We start from the raw sequence: 22,153 nt of genomic DNA, 5'->3' as shown, positions 1-22,153 counted from the left end.
ATTCTCCTACTATCCAAACTTGATTCCTATCAAATAGGTAAACACTCCCATTATACCCGTTTCCGCACCCAATTCCTATCTTCGACTCTAATCGACAAGTCCGGTCCGCTCGATGCCTTCCACAAACCAACGCTGGGTCACGATATAGACGAGCAGCGGGGGGAAGACGATCAGGAACGCGCCCGCCATCTTGGTCCCTTCCGTGATCGGATTGAAGAGCTGCGCCGAGGGATCCGGATTGGTCCCCATGAGCACCTGGGGCAGCTGATTGAGCCGGATGGACAACGGCTGATAAGCATTGTTCAAGAACATCGACGGCTCGTAATATTGGTTCCAATACCAGATGAACGAGAACAGGAACACGACGAGACAAGCCGATCGCGCCAGCGGCATCATAATCCGCGAGAAAATGCGGAACGTCGACGCACCGTCCAGCTTGGCCGCTTCCTCCAGCGCATCGGGCAACGTTTTGAAGAACTGCCGGAATATAATGATGAACAGCGCGCTGCGCAAGCCTTGGCCGAACAAGGCCGGGACGAGGAACACAAGCGGCGTGTTGAGCCAGCCCAGCTTGCTGAAGATGACGTATAACGGGATGATGATGATCTGCGGCGGCACCAGGAACGTCAGGAACACGAGGAACTGCGCCAAGCCTTTCCCCGGGAACTTCAGTTTGGCGAGCGCATACCCCGTCAGCGCGCAGACGCACACCTGGATGAGCGAACCGAACAGGGCGATCGTGATCGTATTGGCGAACGACTGGGGATACTTCAGACCGTTCCACGCCCGGACCAGGTTGTTCCACTCCAGCTTCCGAGGAATCCACTGTACCGTCGGGTCCAGCAGGTCGCTCAAGTTCTTGAACATGGTCGACACCATATAGAAGAAGGGCTGCAGGTACAAGTAAGCGACGATCGACAGCATGAAGTAGATGAACAGCTTCGCGAGCCAGCCGTCGTTGTGGTGTTGGCCGAGTACGGCCCGCTTGGCTTGCTGCGCCCGCTTCCCGACGAGCGCCTTCCGGATATCCGCCATCATCGCAATCCCCTCCTTCCGGATGAAGTCCGGCCTAAGAATAATAAGATAAGCGCAATCAACACCATCACGATCAAAAAGTAGAACCAAGCGAGCGCGCTGGCATAGCCGTAGCCGGTGTCGACCTTGAACATATTTTTCTTGATTTCATCCATAACCGGGTTGAACGCGAACGTGAACAGATCCACCATCGTGTAGAGCAGATTCAAGCCGATGAACGGGAAGATGCCCGGCAGCGTAATTTTCCAGAAGCTCTCCCACGGCGACGCCCCATCGATTCGGACCGCTTCGTATACCGTCCGCGGAATCGTCTGGAACCCGGCGATGAAGATCAGAATCTGGACCCCGGAGGACCAGAGGATCAGGATCATCAAACCCAATACGCTGAGCAGCGGATCGGCGAGCGATTTGCTCACATGCTCCCGGATCAGCACATCGATCCCGTACTGGCTGATGAACGGCAGCTGCCCCGCTCCCTGCTGGAACAGCTCGGTCAGCACCTGCCCCGTGGAGAACACGACCGGCAGGAAGAAGATCGCCCGGTACAGGAACCGGCCCGGGAAGTTCTGGTTCAGCAGGATCGCGACCAGCAGGGAAAAAATAATAATGATCGGGACCATCAGAATCATCTGTTGAAAGAAGGCGAGCAGCTTCACCGGATAAACGTTGTCCTTGAACAGCGCATTCCGGAAATTTTCCAAGCCTACCCATGTATAAGCGAACCCGTCGCCGGTCAGCTTCGTCTTGTTGAAGCTTAAGTACAGCGACCAGCCGATCGGGAACGCCATGAAGACGGAGAAACCGATCACCCAAGGCAGCATGAACAAGTAGCCTACGCCGTACTGCTTCCAGCGGCTGGCCCAGCGGACAAAGCGGGGATGTCGGGCATGCATGGTCATCTAGCTTCCTCCTTTGGTGCCGCCGGTCGGCTGCGAGACGTCGAATGTTTTGCGGTTGTAATCCACGCGGACCTGGACGCCATTGGCGTAGCTCGTGACGAACACGCCGTCCGACACCTTCTCGTGCGCCGTGATCTCCTGGTCGTAGACCGGAGCCAGCTGATCGAACGCGGCATACTCCTTGACCACGGTATCTTTCCAGACCGCAAACTCGCTGCTTGAGAGCCACTCCATCGCCGTGCCCAGCAGCTTGCGGCTGGAGTCGTGCGTCAACGTATAAGCCGGATTCGCGCCATACTCGATCGCCCGCAGCATCTCATCGTCGAAAAGGTTGCGGAAGTTCCCGGGTACCGTGGAGTACGCCACATATCCATGCAGCACGATCGGATAGAAAGGAACCGCTTCGTCGACAAGAAAATCATTGCTGGTGCTGAGAGGCATGTTCTGAATCCGGTCGATCTCGGACAGCGAATAGGAGAACCCGGTATTGACACCCGCCAGCCCTAGCGTCTTGCGAACGTTCGCCAGCATGTCGCGGTTATAGTAGGCCGTGTCGTCCCGCTGCATCGGCCGCTCCGGGTTATAGTCCCTATACAGGAACCCCCCGACCCCTCGCAAAATCAAACCGTCTGCGCCATACGTTTTCAGCTTGCCGCTCGCTTCCCGCTCATAGCGGAGCGCCTGGATCGGGTTAAGCGTAAACCCGCCGCGGTTCAAGAGCACGGTCCCATCGATTCCGCGGATCCCGTACGTCTTGGGGGACAGATCCAGATACTTGGAATCGCCCTGGTTGACGTTCCGTTCCATATACACGGATGCGCCCAATTCATGCATCCGATCGACGAAGGACTGCAGCCCGGAGCTGCCGCCGAGCTTGCTCTCGATCGTAAACCCGAGGGTGTCCGCATATTCGCCGTTCTGCTCCCAGTCCGAATAGGTCACATTGAAGCCGGCGACCCCTTTGTCCTTCAGCTCCTCCACCATAGCCTCTGCCTGTCGGAACGTCGTCACAGGCACGAAGCTGGTCCCGCTGAATGACTTCGAAGCCCCGCCGCCGATGAGCGACAGATCGAGCGGCACGTGCTCCGCCGGCTTGACCCGGTCGACCAGCTGCTTCGTCTGCAGCAAATAGTTCCGGTACGCGTGGGCCATCCCCGCGTAGATCGCTTCGGAGCCGGACAGCAGCCGGTATTCCACCTCGAAATCCTGCTTCCGCAATTCCCGCTGGAACACTTTCATCGGCTTCCCTCTCAGGCTGGTCCGCTGATCATATTCTTCGCGGTAGATCAAGCTGGCGCTGGCCGAATGGAAGGTGGACACGATGCCCGACGGATTCGCTCGGATGATCGCAGACTTGTCGCCTCGGGTCACGATCGCCGCATAAGCGTTCGCGCCCCGCTTGATCCCGAACACGGGATATCCGATGACCTCCCTCTTCTCGTCCGGATCCGGCCGCGAGCTGGCCGGATCGTACCCGTACACCGGCTGGCTGTAGCCGTTGCCGAAGGCGGCATGCTTCAGCGGGAAGCGGATGAGAGCGCCGGGTCCGTCCGGGACGAACAAGTAGCCTTCTTCGGCCGTTGCCGCCGCGCCCATGAACGGCAGCAGCTCAATCGAGATGATCTTGGCTTTGCCGCTCTCCACCACACTCGCTCCCGGGATAGCGGCGCGTACGCCTTCCGGCGTAAGCTGGTATCGGACGGCGAACTTGATCTGCTGCGTCGTATGGTCATACAGCACTTGAACGCCGCCGTCGACTACGGTGACGGTCTTCGTCACCTTCGGATCGAGCGCGTTGGTGAGCAGCCGCTGCGTCCTGCCCTCCTCGAAATATTCCAGCACGTAAGGGGACTCCAGGTTGGACAGAAGCGTCCCTTTCACCGTTTCCCCGCTTAACGCCCGCTTCTCCGGGTTGCTGCGCCAGACGAACCCTCCGGCCGATTTGTCGGTGACCGTGAACTGTCCGTTGTCGGGATTGACCCTTAGGGTGAACTTGGCGTTCTCCGCCGCTACGGCGAAGCCGGCCGCGTCTTTGCCCGCGGGTGCCCACGGCGTTCCGGCTTCGGCAGAGAGAAGCTCGGCGCGGTACGGCTCCACATGCAGCGCCTCGAGCGAGGAAGGCGACCGGTCGGAGACGGCGTACCAGACGCCCCATAGCGCTAAGAGGAAAATGACGGCGGCGACCGCAAACGTCCATTTCGGTATGCGCGGCATCGTTTTAAGCACGCAGGGTCACCTCCCGGTACAGCTGGTAGAAGAAGTCGTACAGATTATAGGACAACCCGAAGGTGACCACGATAAAGATCCACAGGACGGCAATCGTAAAGAGCGCGATCAGGATGATTTTAACGTTTTCGGTGAAATCGAAGTTGTGGATGACCTGCGTTTTGACGAAAAACAGCGTGAACATCCAAAGCCACATCGCCCAAGTGAGTGTCTGCACGAGGATGCCTTCCTCCAGGACGAGCACGTTCGACAGCAGCACGATCGGAATCGTAAACACGATGTAAGGGATCAACGCGTAGACGCTCGACTGCAGCACTTCCCGCAGCATCCCTTCTCCGTCCTTCACCGTGCTGACGAGATAGTTCGCGATGACCCAGGTGAACCAAGGGACGAAGAACACCGCGAGTCCGAGCGGTACATTGATTTTGGACAGATCGACGGGATTAAACGCAAAGCCCGTGCCGAACATGGAGAGCAGTCTAACCGCCGCGGCGGCAAGCAAGATGACGAGCAGCGCGATCCAGGACAGTCTCCTGCCCTTCAGCCGGTAAAAGCCCTCGTACGGATGGAACATCAGGAACCAGCCGTCCTTGAGATCCGATGCGGCCTGAGAGATCCTGGGCGGATATGTCCGTGCGGCGGCCAGCCGATACGCGGGACGGAGCGCGAAGCGGTATAGGACGTAAACCCCGACGAGTGCGGCCAAAGCGACCGCGTAGTTCGAGCGGATCCAGTTCAACCGGTACGTCCAGAACGCCTGCGAGTAGCCTTCGGCATCGTAAGAAATTTTGTAGTGGGCCATAGCCTCCTCGACGCGGTGCTCCTGCAGCGCAGCTTTGCCGAGTCCCTGGTAGGCCAGGTTGATCATCTGGTTCAGCTTGTTCACCGTTTCCCACTGCGGTTTGCTTTGCACGTACGCGCCCTTATAATACTCGGCGGAAGCTCTCATTACGCTGTCCCCGAATTCCGTCCGTTCGAACACTTGGATCATGTTCATGGCGTTGTCCAGCACCCAGAGCTCGCTTTTCGAATTAACCGCGATCGATGCCGGATAAGCGAACACTCCGGCCTGCTGCGGATTTTTGCTGATGCGTCCGAAGCGGAACAGCTCCATCCCGGTCGGGCTGCAGATCGAGATCCCGCCGGTCACCCGGTCCAGCGCATAGAAGAACGCGTCCCGGTCCACGGCCACGTCCACGACCTGCTCGAGATTAGGCAGCTTGCTGTCTCCCTTGAATCGGTTGACGCCGCCGGCATTAAGCCGCTTGACCTGCTTACTGTTGACGCCGATGTTGGAGGTGAAGATGAAACCTTCCGCATCCAGCGCCACATTGGAAATTTCACCCGGCCGAATCGCCGACTCCTTGCTCATCTGTTCTTTGGTGAAAAACATCCGTTTCAACCGGTCGAGCAGCGTCGTCTCCGCCGGGTTGGCTCCGAAGAAGCCCGTGAATTCCCCTTGGCCGTTCATGCGCAGCAAGCCCTGGTAGGTCCCTTTGTTCGCAATGTACAAGACACCCCGGCTGTCGACGATCAGCTTCGAGGGCACGAAGAAGTATTCCTGCGGCAAGTAGTCCGACTGAGGCCTTACGAATTCTCGGACGAATTCCCCCTGCGGCGTATACTGGACGACTCGCTTGTTCCCGGTGTCCGCCACGAATACCGCCCCTTCGGGGGTGACGAAGACGCCTTCGGGCGCGTTCAGCTTGCCTTTGTCTTCCCGGTCCCCGTACGTGCGCACGAGCCGCTTCCGATCATCCAGCTCCAAGACCCGGTTGTTCCCCGTATCCGCCACGAACACATGATCGTTGCCCGTGATGAATAGATCGCTCGGCTGCTTCAGCGGCGTCGTATTCAAGTCCTGGCCGAGCACCACGGCCGCCGGCACATAAACATCCTGGATCTGGTACCCGTTCTTCTGCCCCATGTAAAAGGTGTCGTACGGCGTCGCCGCCGAGCCGGTCTGCGGGACCGAGACGAACAGCAGCAGCAGGGCGCAGCACGAGGCGGCCGATTTCACCAGCAGTCTTATCATGGAAAACCCTCTTTCCTTCATCACAAGTCATCCCTCGTTCTTCGGTTAGCTCAGCGCTTATTTCACCCCGGAATGGACCATCGTCTCCATGACTTTTTTCTGGAACAGCAGGAAGATGATCAGGTTCGGCAGAAAAATGAGCAGTCCCGCGGCGGCCGCCATCCCCTGTCCGGCCACGCTGTTCTGCAAGCCGTTCGTCAGCGTCAGCACGTAGTACGGCAGCGTCTTCATCGTCTCGTCCTGCATGTACAAGGTCGAAGCCTCGGTGTCCATCCAGACCGCCTGGAACGTCAGGATCGAGATCGTCGCGATCGCCGGGAAACAGATCGGCATGACGATCCGGGTGAACAACCCGAATTCCGAAGCCCCGTCGAGCTTGCCCGCCTCCAAGAGCGCGTCCGGCACCTGATCGATGAACTGCTTCATCAGGAACACCCCGACTGTCGAGGCCAGGAACGGCAGCACATGCCCGAAGTACGTGTTGTTCAGCCCGAGCCCGCTAATGACGAGATAACGGGGAATGCCGACCGTCTCGGGGGCGAACATCAGCGAGACCAAGATCAGGGAGAAGATCAGACTTTTAAAAGGAAAGCGATGCTTCGACAGCACATAGCCGGCGAGCGAGCTCGCCAGAATGACGCAGACGAGCGTGATGGACGAAATCAACACACTGTTGAACAAATACCGCGTGAACGGAATCGTCCCGCCGGAGGACACGAGGAACAACGTCGAGAAGTTGGTCCATGTCGGCTGTTTGACTAGAAACGTGGGCGGGAACAGAAACAGCTCGTTGAACGGTTTGAACGCATTGTTGATGATGAACACGATCGGGAGCAGCATGAAGACGGCCACCGCCGTCAGGACGGCGAACAGAAGCGCCCGGGATATCGAGATCCGGCGCAGCCGTCTCAGCTTGTTGCGCATAGCCAACATCGTCATTCACCGTCCTTCGGGGCGAACAGCCGGTAGCAGAACCGCATCACCAGATAGGCGATGACGAGCAGCACGACCGACACCATCGACGCGTACCCCAGCTCGAAGCGCTGATACGCGTAATCGTCCACGTGATTGATGATCAAATGCCCCGCGTACTGCTGCGTAATCGGCTTCCCGGTCAGCTGGACGGAGATTTGCCCCGCCTTCAGCGTGCCGACGATCGCCATCACCGCGCTGAAGAGCATCTGCGGTTTCATAGACGGCACCGTGATGTAGTACACTTCCTGCAGCCGGCTCTTGATCCCGTCGATTCGCCCGGCCTCGTACAGCTCGGTATTGACCGTCTCGAGACCGGCCAGCATGGCGAGGAAGCCTACGCCGAAGTTCGTCCACAGGGTGACGATGATCATGATGTTGAGCAAATATTGCGGATCCTGCAGCCACAGCTTGGGCATGTCGATCCATCCGAGGTTCAGGAGCAGGTGATTCAAGTACCCGACCTGGTCTCCGCTGAACGCGGCGATCCACACGACGGACAGCGCCACGCCGCCGGCCATCGAAGGCGCATAGAACGCCAGCGTGAAGTAGTCGCGGATGCTCTTCGGCAGCTGGTGAATGAGCCAGGCGACGAAGAAGGTGAACAAATAGCCGATCGGGCCGACGAACACCGCGAACTTGATCGTATTCGGCAGGGCGTATTTCATGAAGACGACGTCCTGCGTGATCAAGGAGATATAGTTGTCGAGACCGATGAAGGTCGGAAACGTAAAGCCGTCGAACGACGTGAAGCTGAGCGTGGCGGCCATGATGACGGGCACGACGACGAACGCGAGAAAGCACAGGAGAAACGGCGCCAGGAACAAATACGAGAGCCGGGCGTCCCAGGTTCTGCGCAGGAACAGCTTCATACGCTGAACGATCGTGCCGAAGTCGGGCGCCGTCGTCGGTTTGACGATCGGCGGCCGGGTCACGGATGGTCGGGTCATGGCTGGGCGCTCCTCCAATCGTAAGGTTGATCGAACGCCGGCAGGCGGAGATCCGCCGTCGCCGGGATGTTCAGGTTGCGCTGCTTGCGCTGCATCTCGCGTTCCATGGAGACGGTCGCTTCCTCCAGCGATTCTCGGGCCGGCACGCCTTTCACGACCGTCCGGATCCAGGCGAACTCCATCTCTCGGCTCAGGAAATAGTACCCCGGCGCGAGCGGCATGTTCTTCGTCCAGCGGTTCTGCTCCTGGATCGCCTTCAGGTCCTCGGCCGGCCAGGACAAGGCGGCGAGCGCCTGCTGATTGGCCGTGTTCCAGCGGTACTCCGTGCCGTAGAACGATTCGATCCGGTTGCCGTACTGCAGCTGCACGTCATTCGATGTCCACCAGTCGAGGAACTTCCACGCCTGCTCCTTCCGTTCGCTCTTCTCCATGATGATCGCGCCGGTCAACCCTTGCGGAGCCCAGCGTGCGACCGTGCCGTCATTCTGTCGGTTGCCCGGGATCGGGGCGATCTTCCACTTGCCGGCGATCTCGGGTGCGGCGACGAGCAGCTGGACATAAGTGTTGAAATCCGCGACGCCGATCGGCATATCGCCGAGCTTGAAGTGGTTGTAGAAGGACGGGACTTCCTTCGGTAAATAATACTTTTCGAATAACCCGGTCCACTGCTCGAACGCTTTCTGCGCCGCTTCGCCTTCCAGCTTGCTGTGCATGCCGTCGTTCGTGAAGAACTCCGCTCCCTGCTGGTAGAAGAACGGGGTGAAGTCCAGGGCCGGATAATAGAACGACAATCCGTTCTCCTGCAGCGTCGGCAGCATCCGGTATACGTCCTCCCAAGTTTGAGGCGGCTGCAGGCCGAGCTGCTGCAGCAAGTCCGTACGGTAGAACATCAGCTTGAAGTTCTGCACCTCCGGCAGCGCATAGACCCCGCCGTCGTAAGCGTACGAGCGCATCGCGCCCGGATGGAACCTTTGGACCGTCTGATTGAAACCGGGGAACTTCGACAGATCGGCGACCGCCTGGCGCATCGCGTAATCTACCGGGGTATCCATGGCGATGCCGAGCGCTACATCCGGCTGGTCGCCGGCCGCATTGCCCAGAATGAGCGCATTGGCGTTCGGCATCAGGTTCACGTTGACCTTGATGCCGGTCTTCGGCGTGAAATCCTGATCGATCATCTCCTGCAGCAGATCGACATAATCCCGGCCGCGCTGCACCCACACGGTCAACGCCGTTCGGTCGTTCAGCTTCCGAAGGTCATAGGTCATGTAGAACGTGCGGAAGAAGTTGTTAACGGCATAAGGAATTTTGGTGAGCAGCGTCGACTGCTTCAGCTCAGGCTTGGCCTCCGGCGTCCGGACGACCAGGAAGTCGAGCGCCATCCCCTGTTTGTTCAATTGATCGAGCCAAGTGCTGAGGCTGCTCTGGATGTCGGTGAAATATTTCATCTCCGTCGGGATGCGGTCCAGATCCGACTTCATTCGGTTCAGCGTATCTACAGCGATTTCCACCGCGGTGGTAGCGTCCGTTTTGGTCTGATGGAGACCCTTCAAATATGCCGCCGCACTGTTCAAGTTGTCGATAATGGCTTGGATTTTGTCGGGCAGCTTCGGGTCGTACTTGGCCAATTCCCACGTCCGGTTGAGATCGACGTTGCCGTTCTTCTCGCCATAGTTGCCGGTGATCTTTCGGATTTGCTGCTCAATGTCCCGAATGTCGTCCAACGAGCGGCTCAGAGACAAGACGGCCGGCTCCACCGGGGAGCTGTCCGCGGTCATCCGCAGCACATGCTTGCCTGCCGTCAGATAGAAGCGGTACGGGTCGCCGTTCGGCTGCTGTATCGTTCGCACCGTCAAGCGGTCGTTGTAAGGGAACGGCACGTGCAGCATTTCCCGGAACGGCACCTGCCCGTCGATCATGATCGTGCGGTAGACGTTGATTTTGCCTTGGGCGGGATACTTCTGAAAGTACTTCGTATCGATCTCATAAAACCCGGTCTTCGGAACTTCGAATGTCCATTCGATCCATTCCCCCGGGTTTTTCCAGCGAGAACCATCGATTACGTTATAAACGATCCGCCCTTTCGGGTCCGGGGACACGTAGGGCTCCGACGCGCTGCCGGTTTGGACCGACGTGTGTGATTTCCGCGTATATTGCTCGGCCTCGAAGATGGCGTACCAGTTGTCGGAACCATCGCCGGTATTGGCCGTCTTGGATTGTACATATTGCGCGTACGCGGGAGTCGCCGCCGCCGGGGCGAGCGAGAGCGCATGCAGCGCCACCGGCCCCCCGCTCCCGGTCATCCGCAGCGTATGGACGCCTTTGGTCAGCTGGAATTTCAGCGGCTCCGAGGAGGCCGAATAGTTGGCGAGCGTCGTCGTCTTCCAGCCTTCGATTTCCTTCTGCGGGGAGCGGATTTCGTTATTCAGCGCATTCCGGTCGTACGGGAACTTCTCGTCCTTCCAATGCCGCACGAGCTCCAGATGCCCTGCTTCTTCGAATTGGAGCTTTCCGTCGATCTGCACGCCTACTATGATCGGGGTGTAGCCTGAGGCGAGCGGCAAGTAATCGAGACTCAATTCGTACAAGCCGTCCTGCGGAGCCTCGAACTGCCACTCCACCCAACCGAGCCCGCTCTCCCAAGCTAGGATGTTCCCTTGCTGCGGGTCTTGACGCTTCGCCGCTTTTGCGTCGTCCGACGCCTTCGTGAACGCGGCTGCCTGCAGTTGAATGGCGGCGGCAGTCCCGTTCGTGGCAGCAGCGGAGGCGAGCTTGCCGAAGGTTCGCTCCGCCTCCGCATAGGCCGGCACGCCGTTCACGCGGTGCGCCTCGCTGATGCGGACTTGATCGGCCGGCACCGCCGGATAGCTGTCGCCGCTCTGCGCCACGGACCGAAGCCCGAAGCCGGCGGCCGCCAACAGACAGACGGCCGCCACGGCTATGATTCGTGTTCGCCGCCTTCTCATGCCCGAGGATCCTCCTGAGCCTGCAACGACATCCCGGTTTCTTTATCGAAGAAATGCGCCTTTTCCATCCGGAACGCAGCCTGCACGGCATCTCCCGGCTCAAAAGGTGAATGCGCTTCCACGCGGGAGATCATACGGGTGTCGCCTGAAGTTAAATAGAGGAACATATCCGCGCCCATCAGCTCCCGGATGTCGACCTTAGCCTGAACCGCCGAGGCGCTATGCTGGCGCACGAGCTCCGGGTCGCACACGACATGCTCCGGCCGGATACCCATCACGATCTGGCGCAGGGCCGTCGCGGAAGTTCTGCGGAATGCGGGGTAGAACGATTCGGGAATCGGCAGCCTCCACCGCTTCGTATCGAAGTAGAACCGGCCCTCCTCCTCGAGCACCGCTCCCTCCACGAAATTCATCGGCGGGGAGCCGATGAATCCGGCTACGAACAAATTGCGCGGGTGATTATAGATGTCCTTCGCCGTCGCGACCTGCTGGATCTCTCCGCTCTTCATGACCACGATCCGCGAGCCCATCGTCATCGCTTCGGTCTGGTCGTGCGTGACGTACACGGTCGTCGCCCTCAGCTCCTGATGGAGCCGGATCAGCTCGGCGCGCGTCTGGGTCCGCAGCTTCGCATCCAGATTGGACAGCGGTTCGTCCATCAGGAACACCTGCGGCTCCCGCACGATCGCGCGTCCGAGCGCAACCCGCTGCTTCTGGCCGCCGGACAGCTGGTTCGGCCGCTTCCCGAGCAGCGAGTAGATCTCGAGCGTCGTGGCGGCCCGCTTCACGCGCAGTTCGATCTCATGCTTGGCCATCTTCCTCAGCTTTAGGCCGAGCGACATGTTCTCGAATACGGATAAATTCGGGTAGAGCGCATAGTTCTGAAACACCATCGCGATATCGCGGTTCTTCGGAGACACATAATTAATGTAGCGATCCCCTATGTAGATCTCGCCTTCCGAAATGTCCTCCAGCCCTGCGAGCATGCGGAGCGTCGTCGTCTTGCCGCAGCCGGAAGGCCCGACAAGCACCAGAAATTCTCCGTCGTCGACCTCGAGATGGAAGTCCTTGACGGAGGGAGTCGATTCGGATTTGTAGTATTTATACACGTGCCGGAACGAGACATGGGCCATGGTCGGAACCACCCTTTAACCAAATTAAATACGGATCCTGCCTTGATTTTATGGCATTATAGTATAACTGTCAATTTATTTTACTTTAATTTTAGGTGATTATTTTAGTTGATTTCTATTGACTTCTGTTTGTGGGCAAAAAGAAAACCGTCCTGTGCGGACGGTGCGTCGCGTAGGCGTTCAGTTTGGCGCGTGGGGCGGGCGGGCAGAGAGGTTCCGATCGTAGATGAAATCGTGTCGCCTGTTGTTTAGACGGGCGTCGTCCTAACCAGGAGAGGGAAAACCTCCCTCCCTTTCGCTCCTAACCACGTGTTTCGCGCTGATGTGAGGGAAAAGCTCCCTCTCCTTTGGCCCGATCCCCCCGATTTATGCTTTTTTCCATAAAAAAAGAGGGAGCTTTTCCCCCTCACATCCCTTAAGTTGCTTGAATCCGACGAAAAAGAGGGAGGAAATCCCTCTTCTCACACCAGATACCCCAGCGCCGCCCACGCATCGGATAAGCTCCCGCCCATTCCCGATTCCAGGACGACTTTGCTTCGACCACTCTTGGTCTCCCCAGCGATGTCCAATCGCGCCCGAGGCGGGTTCCGCCCCTTAGCTGGAGGTTAGAGCCCGCCTTCTGTCGTTCACCGCAACACTATATCCTACTGAACTTGCCGCTCCGGCGAAGTTTTGTAAACTTCGCGAATCGCTTCTTCGATGTCCGGTTCTTTGACGCTTAAGTCTTGAATCGGCAGCTTCCGGGACAAGTCCGCGATGAGCTCGGCGGCCGTGATCCGTTTTTTCTCGAACTGGTACCACAGTCTAAGGCCTTCCCGCTTCACAATCTCGGCTGAAGGATGCGTCAAATCTTCGCAAGGATGCTGCAGGTCAACGACGAGCTGCCGCTTCGGCGTGAGTTGGCCGATCAGATGCTCGATGGGGCCGTCTTCCACTACCTTGCCGTGGTTCACGATGACCAGCCGGCTGCACAGCTGCTCGACGTCATCCAGGTCATGGGTAGTCAGAATGACGGTCAACCCCAGCGTGCGGTTCATCTCTTTGATGAACTGCCGGATGGCATGCTTCGCTTCGACGTCCAGGCCGATCGTCGGCTCATCCAGGAACAAGACGGAAGGCGAATGCAGCATGGACGCGGCTAAGTCGCCCCGCATCCGTTGGCCCAAAGACAGCTGGCGGACCGGAGTGTCCAGAAACTCGCTCAGCTTCAAGACCTCATTTAACAGGGCCACATTTTCGCGGTAAAGCTTGTCGTCTATCTGATAAATCCGCCTGAGCAGCTCGAACGATTCCCCGAGACGCAAGTCCCAATACAGTTGGGTGCGTTGTCCGAACACGACACCGAGCTTTTTCACAACCGCCTTGCGGTTCTCCTGCGGAGAAATGCCGCACACTCGGATGGTGCCCGAAGTCGGGTGGAGAATGCCGGTCAGCATCTTAATCGTCGTGCTTTTTCCCGCCCCGTTCGGACCGATATACCCCACAATTTCTCCAGGCTCGACGGCGAACGTAACGCCATCGACACCCCGGACGATTTTTTTCTCGGGGAAGAACAAGCTTTTAACCGCTCCTCGAAGGCCGGTTTCTTTCTTCACGACCACATATTCTTTGACGATGTCATTGACCTCAATCACGGCCATATCCAACCCTCACGATCCGGAGCTTTCATAATTTTTCATACCGAGCCTGAATAGCCGTAGCGATAACCAAAAATAAACCAACCCGAGAAGAGGAGTCCAAAGAGCAAAGCCTAAAGGAAGCTGAAAGGCATGAGCCTTGTCCAGAAAATCGACGGCCGGATAAAAACTGATGAACCCGATCGGGATCAGAAACGTAAAAAGCATCTGAACGATGTATGGGTATAGACTAAGGGGATATAACGTGACCCGCTCCAAGGTAGACAAAGCGAAATCAACCGTCGAAGCGTTGCGCTTGGTCCAGAACGCGATCGTGCCAAGACTGACGAACAGCGCCGCCCGAAGGAAGACGCCCCCAATTACAACGAGGATCAGCTTGCCTATGTTCGCAAGGGACCACTCCAGGCCGACGGCTTGGCAGCCATAGATAAATATAATGGTGCCCGGTATGAGATCGATCAGTCCGATAAAATTCACATAGCTCGCCACCAACTGAAAAAACACGCTCATCGGCCTTAGCAGAAGCCGGTCGAACGCCCCGTTGATGACCATATGGTCCATATGCCACGTATTAATAAAAAAGACGACCAGCAGCCCGTGGCTCAACAGTCCCAGCCCATAGATAAACGCCAGCTCGGGGAAATCCCACCCATTCAGCGGTTGAAAACGGTCCACAATGATGCGCAGCATCCAAATCCCGGAGAAGTAGTGGATCGGAATCATCAGCAGCCAGCTGACAAGAAACAAAGGATATTCCAGCTGCCGCTGTACGGCCAGCCGGGCGAAACAAGCCGCTACGGAGCCGTAATGCCTTAATTTTGCCACCATAGTCCTTAGCCTCCCTGGATCAGCGTCTTCGTCTTCGTGCGATTCCAAGCCCAGCGGAGCAGAAGAGCCAATACGGCGACCCAAACGATCTGTATGACCATCCCCTGAAAGGCTTCGGGTATCGAAACGACGCCGATATAAATGCTGATCGGGGCTTGATACGTATACTGAAACGGCAGGAACGCCGAGATGCGCTGGATCGTCTCCGGGAAAAACCAGAGCGGAACGAGGCTGCCGGACAAAATACGCACGATACTATCCTTCACGATGCCCAAGTTGCCGAGCTCCATGACCCAGAACGCAGCCAAGCCGACCAAAGCGCTTAGCAGCCATAACAAAGCATAGCTCAACAGGACACTGGGGACGAACAATAAAAAATGCTTCCACGAGGCGGGGAGCGGCGGACCGAAAACGATCGTGGCGAACAGGAACAGCGGAATCACCCGATTCACGAGCCCGCTGACCGCACTTCCGAGATCGTCGGCCAAATAGGAGGCGAGCAGCGGGATCGGTCTGTAAAAATCCGTGACGATCTGGCCTTCGCGGATTTTATAATAGATCGTATTCTGTACTCCGCATACAAAAACGGAAGCTAGCAGGATGGAAAGCACCGTATACGTAATCAGATCATCCAATTGCATGGATTGGACCTGTTCGATGCCTGCATAGGCGGATCTCCACAAAAACACAGACGCGATCAGCAAAATAATGTTGGTTCCGACAGCCGCGAACACTTCAAAGCGATAGGCCAGGTTGGTCAACACCCGCATTTTCGTTATGTACCAATAAGCTTGCAGCAGTCCAGACACCCCACTATTCAACAAAAGCTACTAGGCAGGCAATTTATACCATTATAAGTTCGGTCATAGGGTCTAGCAATATGAAAGTTACATTATAACGGTTTTGGAGGAAGGCAAGGAAACTAATCGTGTTCGAAAAGGGGTTGAAACCGTGTGTTTAGCGGGGGGCATTACGTTCGCGCATGCTTGGGGAAGCCGAGCCCATCTGGACGATCGTCTGCACAATTCCAGTTTACGACGAGCCGTTACTTAACGGGCATGCTCGGCTTTCACCCCGTATTTCGCCAACAGATAATCAATGCGAGCCTGATTGCTCTGCAAATACAAGTTGATCCAAGCGAGCAATGGCCCCTCTTGAGGCGGGATCGCGACGGCGATCGGATCGACTTGATCCGGCAAGAGATGCAGCTGCAGATCGATGGAGCGCCCCGGGTTGTTCGCGAGCAGCTGTTTCAATTGCAGCTCGTCGTAATAGATCGCCGTCACATCGCCTTTAATCGCGGCATCCATTGCTTCCTGCGGGGTCGCGAATTGGACCGTCTCGGTTCTCGGGAATAGGAGATGCGCAAAACTGACGTAAGAAGTCCCCGCGATGACCCCGATCTTCACCTTCGCTTGGCGGAGGCGCTGTACGGGGTCTACACTCGCAGGTCCGAGCCGCGCCATGGCGAGACGATTCATCAAGAGGCCTTGGTGCAGCGTGAGATAGGGCTCGGAGAACAGCACTTTTCCCGCTCTTGGCAATGTCGCGCTGAGCTTGGACACGGCCACGTCGGCCTGGCCCGAAGCGACCTGGTTCACGACCTCCTCGAAGGATTTCGCGGACCGCACATACTCTACGTCCACGCCCAATTGAGCCGCCATGTCCGCGGCCAATTCTACGTCGCTCCCAGTGAGCATCCCGCCCGCATCGGTATAGAAGAAAGGGTTGCGATCCGCAACAGGCAAGGCTACCCGGAGTTTTCCTCGTTGGTAGATGGCTTTCATTTGCGGCGAATAGTAGGCCAGATCCTCCTCGGCTATGGTCCGCTTGACGGGAGTCACGACGAATTCGCCCGTCCCGTCCTTTGGCGCCTGGGGAGCCGATGAAGGACTCGCTCCGCAGGCGGCCAATGCAAGCACGCTCGCCAGCATAAGCCCCGCTAATCGGGCCTGAGCCCAAAAGGAGTGTCTATTGCATTTCCAGGCCGTCATGGGCGAGCCTCCTTCTCGATGACGACGACAGCGGCCGCGGTCGTGTCGGTGTGCGTGATGCTGAGATGGCAGGAGATCGGGGCTTCCAACTGCCGAAGGACGGCGTCGGACAAGACCAGGCAAGGTCGGCCCGCCGAATCCGGACTCACTTCGATATCCCGCATGCCGATGCCTCGGGGCAAAGCCAGCCCCAGCGCCTTCATCAGCGCTTCCTTGGCCGCGAATCGGCCGGCGAGCCATTCCGCCTGGCGATGCGGGGCCTCCAGAGCGAGGAAATCCCTTCGTTCCTTGTCCGTCAATAAACGCTCGACCAGCAGTTCATCCTTTTTGTTCAGCATTTTGACGAACCGTCCGATTTCTACCAGATCGAGTCCAACGCCGATTAGCAATCGGAACTCTCCTCTCCGAATGAGTTACACGCCGGTATCCAGCCCCGCACCGAAATGGATATTTTGCCCGCTCACCAGACGCTCCGGGACTCGCAGCAGCCAATCGACGGAAGCTGCCGCCATCTCTTGCGGCGCCGGTAGATACGGCTTCAAGGCATGAATCTCCAACCTTTGCCTAAGCTCCTTCTTGTCCACCCGTTCGTCCGGAACGGCGTAATAGCCGTAGGTAACGGCGTTCACGGCGACCCGGAAGGGCGAGAGCTCCTTTGCGAGCGTCTTCATCAGCCCGATCGTTCCCTGATTCAGAACCGGCGAAGAAGGGTACCCTGCAGAGTACAAGCTGTCGGCGAGCAGCAAAAACCAGATTTGTCCCGATTTGGCGCGGGCCATATGCGCGGCCGCCGCCCGGCTATACAAAAAGCGGTTCCGGAGCTCCGCCGCCGTGTTCAACCCGAATTCGAGGGGATCCAAGTCATATCCCGCTTCTTCGTCCCAGGCCTCTACCCCGTGAATCAACACATCCAAGCGCCCCATTCGGCTCGCGGCCTGATCCACGACGGCTCGAATGCCTTCCTCGTCCGTCGGCCGGCCCCATAAGGGGAAAAACCGCTCCCGATGGCGCTCGGGCACCCGATCCATGCAGGAGCCGGCTTCCCCCGGTTCCGCAAACACCATAGCCGTCGAGCAGCCCTGCTCCAGCAGTTCGGTCAAGATGTGCCCCATGAAGAGCGGATCGGCTTTCGTGAGCAATACGGCTCGGCTCATCGCAGGAACCCCCCGTCTACCTTGAGCACTTGTCCGGATACATAAGCGGCAGCCCCGGAGGCCAGCGGCAAGAGGGCGGCCGCGACTTCGCCAGCGGTGCCTTGGCGCTTCAAGTGCGTGTGCCCCAAGAAGGCGTCCATGGTGCCGGCGGGCAGCGACTCCGTCATCTCCGTGGCGATCATGCCCGGGGCTACCGCATTGACGCGGATGCCCTCCTGCGCATGACGGCGAGCCAGCAGCTTCGTGAGGCCGATGACAGCGCCCTTGGCGGTGCTGTAGTTCGCCTGGGCCTCCCTGCCGTAAATGCCCGAGACCGACACAACGTTGATGACGGAACCCCCGCCTTGCTCCCTCATATATGGAATCGCCTCCGTGGCGCAAAGTAATGTCCCGAGCCAGTTCGTTTGCAGCACCGTATCCCATTCTTCGACGGTCATCCGCATCGCCAGATTGTCCCTCGTAATGCCGGCGTTATTCACCAGGATGTCGAGGCGGCCGAACTGTCGCTTCACCCGCTGCATCAGCTCCTTAACGAAGGCGGGGTCGTGGACCGAACCTTGATAGAAGGCGCCCGGAATCGATCTCGACTCCCTCTCCGCCTCTAGCCGCGCGGCGATCTCCTCGCTTCGGGCATAGACGCCGATCACGGTGGCGCCGGCATATGAGAATTGCTCCCACACCGCTCTTCCGATCCCCCGGGTGGCACCGGTGACGATAGCCACCCGATCCTGGAGCACCCCGGATCTCATACCGAGCCCGTCTCCGCCCGGTTGACCGGCTGCTCCCGCACGCTGGCCTGAATGAACCGGGCGATCGAATCCACATGGCGCATGTGGGCTTTGAGCTCCTCTGCCGGGATCCCTTCCACCATCACCCCGAACACGGCCTCCAGCCCCACCATGACCTCGAAAGCCTCCACGGAATCCAGGCCCAGCCCTTCCCCGAACAGCGGCATTTCATCGCCAATGTCGGCCGCCGTCACGTCTTCCAATTCCAACCGCTCGACGAGAAGCTTCTCTTTCACGATTTGCTTCAGTTCCTCCAGCGATAACAAGTGCGCGTTCATCATGGGATCTCCTCCCCCTCCTCCTAGTAGCTGGTTGATTCCACGGCGCTGACGATGGCAGCGGCCGCATTGCCATTCACGGATATACTGACGGCCAAGACGTGCCGCAACCCTCCGGGCTTCACCTGCTCTGCAGCTGCGCCCAGCAGGAGCATCGAGCTGACGGATTCCCCGTATCCGTATTGCTCATTCACGTCTACCAACGGGACGTCCCTTCCGGCGAGCAGCTCGCGAACGGCCTGAACCGCCGCTTCTCGCTCGCTTGGGCGGCCCGCGCAATCGAGCAGCACCCCGTCGATCTGTTCCGGCGCCACCCCAGCGCGCTTCGCCGCTTCGTCGACGGCTCGGGTCAAGCCGTCTGCGCCAGAAGCCATCCCGCAGCCTCCGAGCTCCGCGATCGTCAGCCATCCCGTCTCCCGGGCGGTCTCCAGATCGGCCAAAGCAAGACAAACGCTGCCCTCCAGCGCCCCATACCGGCTCTCCGTCAGCCCCTTCGCCCGGTCGATCTGGTCCGAGAGCCCGGACCATTCATCCCCGGCCGCGACGAGGAATCGGTCGTGTACCCCGCTGCGGATGCTGTCGCAGGCATAGGCCACGGCCAGAATCCCCTCCGTGCCGCCGCTGCTCAGGGAGCTGCTGAACCCGCCCAGCTCCAGCTTCTCCGCGGTTTTGCCGGCAATGGAGTTGATTACCGTAAAGGGGAAATAGATGCTGCTGGCCTGCTCGGGCCCGTTCACGAACACGCTGTGCAGGAACTTGCCGATGCTGTCCGTGCTGCCCCTCGAAGTGCCGTAGATGAATCCGATCGCGTCACCGGCCGCGGAGCCGTCCCATCCCGCATCCGCGAGCGCCGTCTTCGCGGCGCCGATGCTGAACTGGCAGAGCCGGTTCATCCGCCGCTCATACAGACTGGGATCCAAGTCCTTCAACGAGAACGTGCACGCTCCCGGTTTCGCGTCCACTGTATCTGGCGTGGAGTCACCTGCACCGGATACACCCGATACACCCGATACACCGGATATGCGGCCACGGCGAACGCCGTCCCCCAGCACCGCCCCGATGCCGACGAGCCCGATTCTTCGTTCCGGGCGGTAGCGCACAGCCGCAGGATTGTAGTCCTGCGCCGCATCGGCCAGACCCGTTCGGGCCACAAGGGATACATTGTGGCCCCCGAAGGCCGAGTTGTTGTTCAGGATGAACGCCGGCCGCCCCTCCTCCATTCGATTGGCCACGATGCTTAACCCTTCGCAGCCAGCTCTCGGCTCGTCATAATGCAGCGTCGCCGGCAGCCAGCCCTGCCGAATCGCATACAGGGAGGTCGTGAATTCGATCGCGGCGGCCGCCCCGAGCGTATGGCCAAAATAAGCTTTGCTCGAGCTGAGCGGGATATCGGGCAGCCGGTCGCCGAACACGCTGCGGAGCCCCAGGATCTCCGCTTGATCGTTGGCCTGCGTTCCCGTGCCATGCGCGTTGATGTACTCGATCTGCGACAAGGATGTACCGGCATGGCGCAAAGCCATTGTCACCGCACCTTGAATGCCCCGTCCCTCCGGATCCGGCGCGGTCTCGTGATGCGCATCGTTGCTGAGGCCATACCCGCAAATTTCCGCATAGACGGTGGCTCCGCGCGCCAACGCCCGCTCCAGCGGTTCCAGGACTACGATAGCCGCCCCCTCGCCGAGACTGAGCCCGAACCGGCTCGCGAACGGGGAGGTCGGCACGGGATTCAAGGCCCTCAGCACATTGAACCCGGCATACACCGCGTGCGAGAGGGGATCGGAGCCTCCTGCCAGCATCGCGTCCGCGTAGCCCCAGCGGATCATGTCGTAGGCGTACCCGATCGCATTGCCGCTGGCCGCGCATGCCGTGTTCATGGTGGCGACCGGCCCTCCAGCCCCAAAATAAGCGGCAACGTCGTCGCCCTGCTGGTAAAACGGATAACGGGCCGTTCTTGCTTCGTCCAGCTCCGTGACGGTCCATTGCTCCTCGAGCGACACGATGCCCCCGTTGCATGTGCCCAGCGCCACGCCCCATCTCGGTCCCAGCTCGACCGTCCCTTGCCGGCCGCTGTCCCGAAGCGCCTGGTCGGCGGCGAGGATCGCATATTGCGCGCACAGGTCGTACTGCCGCCGCTCTTCCGGCGTAAAATAGCCCTTGGCCGCAGCCGGACTCAGCTCCGCCCCGATCCCACTATGGAGCCGCGCCGTCGGAAAGCGCTGCACCGGCCCGATGCCCGTTCGGCCCTCCTGCATCCGGGCGAATACGGCTTCGAACGTATCCCCTAGGGCGCATAGGATGCCCATTCCCGTTACCGCCACGCGCCGTCTATCCATGACTTGTGCCAACCGCGAGCCCCCCTTTCACACATAGATCCTTATGGGCCGACTTTCGCTCCGAGATACCGGTTGTATAGGGGCCGAGCCACCGGTCCAGCATTCGGCGCATGAACGGAGCTTCCCGATTCACCGCGAAGATTGCCCGAGGGATCCGATGCTCGAGCTGAATGGAGATGGATTGTGCGATCAGCATGAACGCACAGCCGGACAAGCGATATTCCGGCGCAATATAGACGCTGTCATAGAGTACGGTATCTTCGGCAATCCGGTATGTGATGCACCATCCCACCGTCTCGCCGCGAGCCCGCAGGCCGAGGCTGTTGCGCTTCTCCAGCGGCAGCACCGCTTTGAACGGCGAGAGGTATGCGGGATACAGGCTGCCCTCCAGCTTCTCCAATCGGGTCTTCTCTTCCCCCGGAAGCTCCTGCCAATAGAAGGAGCGCATCCCGCTCGGCATGCCGGTCTTCTGAAGCCAGGGCGCCTCGGCGATCCTCATGTCCGCCGTATACACTTTCCCTTCGGTCTCCGGCGGCGACCACCCCTCGCGATGCAGAAACGACTCGATCGCGGGGGTGATGGGTTTGCCCGAATAATAGATCAGGCTCAGCTTCGAGCGCTGCCGCTCTTGGAGGAGGCCCTCCGCCAGGCGGAGGAGCGCCGTCCCGATTCCGCGTCTGCGGTACGGGGCTTTGACGAAGAGAGAGACGACCTCGGCGCCTTCGCTCCCTGCCGGACAATGGAGGAGCAGCAGCCCGACCGCTTCGGTCTTCCTGGCGCCGTCCCTCCATTCTGCCCCAAGGGCCAAGGAGGTCGGACGCTCGTTCAGTTGCTGCAGCAGGGGGCGGGCATATTGGAAGGTCAGCGATTCGTAGGCCGGGCTTGTTGTCGAATCCAGCTGGCTAACGTGGAACATAAGCTTTCC

18 protein-coding genes are annotated in these 22,153 nt (G+C 59.0%); all 18 read right to left on the bottom strand.

From position 1 onward, the window contains the following. Window positions 1-87: 87 nt before the first annotated feature. The gene (locus ACI5FR_RS04850; protein ID WP_405451046.1) at window positions 88-1,038 is read right to left on the bottom strand and encodes a carbohydrate ABC transporter permease; all 951 of its coding nucleotides are present in this window, start codon (window positions 1,036-1,038) and stop codon (window positions 88-90) included. Next, a complete protein-coding gene (locus ACI5FR_RS04845) occupies window positions 1,035-1,934 on the bottom strand; it encodes a carbohydrate ABC transporter permease (RefSeq protein ID WP_405451043.1) in 900 nt (299 codons plus the stop codon). The genes ACI5FR_RS04850 and ACI5FR_RS04845 overlap by 4 nt, the downstream gene beginning before the upstream one ends. Next, window positions 1,935-4,160 (bottom strand): DUF5696 domain-containing protein, encoded by a 2,226-nt coding sequence (locus ACI5FR_RS04840; RefSeq protein WP_405451040.1) that lies wholly within the window; start codon window positions 4,158-4,160, stop codon window positions 1,935-1,937. After that, window positions 4,153-6,195, bottom strand: a complete 2,043-nt coding sequence (locus ACI5FR_RS04835; protein WP_405451037.1) for a YIP1 family protein — start codon at window positions 6,193-6,195, stop codon at window positions 4,153-4,155. The genes ACI5FR_RS04840 and ACI5FR_RS04835 overlap by 8 nt, the downstream gene beginning before the upstream one ends. A gap of 57 nt (window positions 6,196-6,252) precedes the next feature. Then, entirely contained in the window at window positions 6,253-7,134 is an 882-nt protein-coding gene (locus ACI5FR_RS04830) for a carbohydrate ABC transporter permease (RefSeq protein WP_405451034.1), read from the bottom strand. Beyond that, window positions 7,131-8,117: a carbohydrate ABC transporter permease gene (locus ACI5FR_RS04825; protein WP_405451031.1), complete on the bottom strand. Its 987-nt coding sequence runs from the start codon at window positions 8,115-8,117 to the stop codon at window positions 7,131-7,133. Before ACI5FR_RS04825 ends, ACI5FR_RS04830 begins: the two co-directional genes overlap by 4 nt. Next, on the bottom strand, window positions 8,114-11,083 hold the full coding sequence (locus tag ACI5FR_RS04820; protein ID WP_405451028.1) for an extracellular solute-binding protein: 2,970 nt from the start codon (window positions 11,081-11,083) through the stop codon (window positions 8,114-8,116). The genes ACI5FR_RS04825 and ACI5FR_RS04820 overlap by 4 nt, the downstream gene beginning before the upstream one ends. Next, window positions 11,080-12,216 (bottom strand): ABC transporter ATP-binding protein, encoded by a 1,137-nt coding sequence (locus tag ACI5FR_RS04815; RefSeq protein WP_405451025.1) that lies wholly within the window; start codon window positions 12,214-12,216, stop codon window positions 11,080-11,082. Before ACI5FR_RS04815 ends, ACI5FR_RS04820 begins: the two co-directional genes overlap by 4 nt. A 644-nt stretch (window positions 12,217-12,860) precedes the next feature. Then, window positions 12,861-13,856, bottom strand: coding sequence for an ABC transporter ATP-binding protein (locus ACI5FR_RS04810; RefSeq protein ID WP_405451022.1), 996 nt, complete (start codon window positions 13,854-13,856; stop codon window positions 12,861-12,863). Window positions 13,857-13,865: 9 nt separating this feature from the next. Beyond that, on the bottom strand, window positions 13,866-14,681 hold the full coding sequence (locus ACI5FR_RS04805; protein ID WP_405451019.1) for an ABC transporter permease: 816 nt from the start codon (window positions 14,679-14,681) through the stop codon (window positions 13,866-13,868). Between the two features lie 5 nt (window positions 14,682-14,686). Continuing rightward, entirely contained in the window at window positions 14,687-15,490 is an 804-nt protein-coding gene (locus ACI5FR_RS04800; RefSeq protein WP_405451016.1) for an ABC transporter permease, read from the bottom strand. 240 nt (window positions 15,491-15,730) lie between these two features. Beyond that, window positions 15,731-16,675 (bottom strand): substrate-binding periplasmic protein, encoded by a 945-nt coding sequence (locus ACI5FR_RS04795; protein ID WP_405451014.1) that lies wholly within the window; start codon window positions 16,673-16,675, stop codon window positions 15,731-15,733. Next, window positions 16,672-17,064 (bottom strand): holo-ACP synthase, encoded by a 393-nt coding sequence (gene acpS, locus ACI5FR_RS04790; protein ID WP_405451011.1) that lies wholly within the window; start codon window positions 17,062-17,064, stop codon window positions 16,672-16,674. The genes ACI5FR_RS04795 and acpS overlap by 4 nt, the downstream gene beginning before the upstream one ends. Window positions 17,065-17,088: 24 nt before the next feature. Next, the gene (locus ACI5FR_RS04785; RefSeq protein ID WP_405451009.1) at window positions 17,089-17,829 is read right to left on the bottom strand and encodes an SDR family oxidoreductase; all 741 of its coding nucleotides are present in this window, start codon (window positions 17,827-17,829) and stop codon (window positions 17,089-17,091) included. Then, window positions 17,826-18,578, bottom strand: a complete 753-nt coding sequence (locus ACI5FR_RS04780; RefSeq protein WP_405451007.1) for a 3-oxoacyl-ACP reductase family protein — start codon at window positions 18,576-18,578, stop codon at window positions 17,826-17,828. The genes ACI5FR_RS04785 and ACI5FR_RS04780 overlap by 4 nt, the downstream gene beginning before the upstream one ends. Then, window positions 18,575-18,898, bottom strand: coding sequence for a phosphopantetheine-binding protein (locus ACI5FR_RS04775; protein ID WP_405451004.1), 324 nt, complete (start codon window positions 18,896-18,898; stop codon window positions 18,575-18,577). Before ACI5FR_RS04775 ends, ACI5FR_RS04780 begins: the two co-directional genes overlap by 4 nt. A gap of 20 nt (window positions 18,899-18,918) precedes the next feature. Further along, window positions 18,919-21,240: a beta-ketoacyl synthase N-terminal-like domain-containing protein gene (locus ACI5FR_RS04770; protein ID WP_405451002.1), complete on the bottom strand. Its 2,322-nt coding sequence runs from the start codon at window positions 21,238-21,240 to the stop codon at window positions 18,919-18,921. Continuing rightward, a complete protein-coding gene (locus tag ACI5FR_RS04765; protein WP_405450999.1) occupies window positions 21,221-22,144 on the bottom strand; it encodes a GNAT family N-acetyltransferase in 924 nt (307 codons plus the stop codon). The genes ACI5FR_RS04770 and ACI5FR_RS04765 overlap by 20 nt, the downstream gene beginning before the upstream one ends. Between the last annotated feature and the right edge of the window lie 9 nt (window positions 22,145-22,153).

Source organism: Paenibacillus sp. HJGM_3, assembly GCF_045062745.1.
Classification (GTDB): Bacteria; Bacillota; Bacilli; order Paenibacillales; family NBRC-103111; genus Paenibacillus_AA.
This window is presented reverse-complemented; position numbering and strand designations above follow the sequence as displayed.

What these genes read in the sequence shown, in the direction of transcription:
- ACI5FR_RS04850 (WP_405451046.1), bottom strand. Translation starts at nt 1,038, where the DNA reads ATGATGGCGGATATCCGGAAGGCGCTCGTCGGGAAGCGGGCGCAGCAA.
- ACI5FR_RS04845 (WP_405451043.1), bottom strand. Translation starts at nt 1,934, where the DNA reads ATGACCATGCATGCCCGACATCCCCGCTTTGTCCGCTGGGCCAGCCGC.
- ACI5FR_RS04835 (WP_405451037.1), bottom strand. Translation starts at nt 6,195, where the DNA reads ATGATAAGACTGCTGGTGAAATCGGCCGCCTCGTGCTGCGCCCTGCTG.
- ACI5FR_RS04830 (WP_405451034.1), bottom strand. Translation starts at nt 7,134, where the DNA reads ATGACGATGTTGGCTATGCGCAACAAGCTGAGACGGCTGCGCCGGATC.
- ACI5FR_RS04825 (WP_405451031.1), bottom strand. Translation starts at nt 8,117, where the DNA reads ATGACCCGACCATCCGTGACCCGGCCGCCGATCGTCAAACCGACGACG.
- ACI5FR_RS04820 (WP_405451028.1), bottom strand. Translation starts at nt 11,083, where the DNA reads ATGAGAAGGCGGCGAACACGAATCATAGCCGTGGCGGCCGTCTGTCTG.
- ACI5FR_RS04815 (WP_405451025.1), bottom strand. Translation starts at nt 12,216, where the DNA reads ATGGCCCATGTCTCGTTCCGGCACGTGTATAAATACTACAAATCCGAA.
- ACI5FR_RS04810 (WP_405451022.1), bottom strand. Translation starts at nt 13,856, where the DNA reads ATGGCCGTGATTGAGGTCAATGACATCGTCAAAGAATATGTGGTCGTG.
- ACI5FR_RS04805 (WP_405451019.1), bottom strand. Translation starts at nt 14,681, where the DNA reads ATGGTGGCAAAATTAAGGCATTACGGCTCCGTAGCGGCTTGTTTCGCC.
- ACI5FR_RS04795 (WP_405451014.1), bottom strand. Translation starts at nt 16,675, where the DNA reads ATGACGGCCTGGAAATGCAATAGACACTCCTTTTGGGCTCAGGCCCGA.
- ACI5FR_RS04785 (WP_405451009.1), bottom strand. Translation starts at nt 17,829, where the DNA reads ATGAGCCGAGCCGTATTGCTCACGAAAGCCGATCCGCTCTTCATGGGG.
- ACI5FR_RS04780 (WP_405451007.1), bottom strand. Translation starts at nt 18,578, where the DNA reads ATGAGATCCGGGGTGCTCCAGGATCGGGTGGCTATCGTCACCGGTGCC.
- ACI5FR_RS04775 (WP_405451004.1), bottom strand. Translation starts at nt 18,898, where the DNA reads ATGATGAACGCGCACTTGTTATCGCTGGAGGAACTGAAGCAAATCGTG.
- ACI5FR_RS04765 (WP_405450999.1), bottom strand. Translation starts at nt 22,144, where the DNA reads ATGTTCCACGTTAGCCAGCTGGATTCGACAACAAGCCCGGCCTACGAA.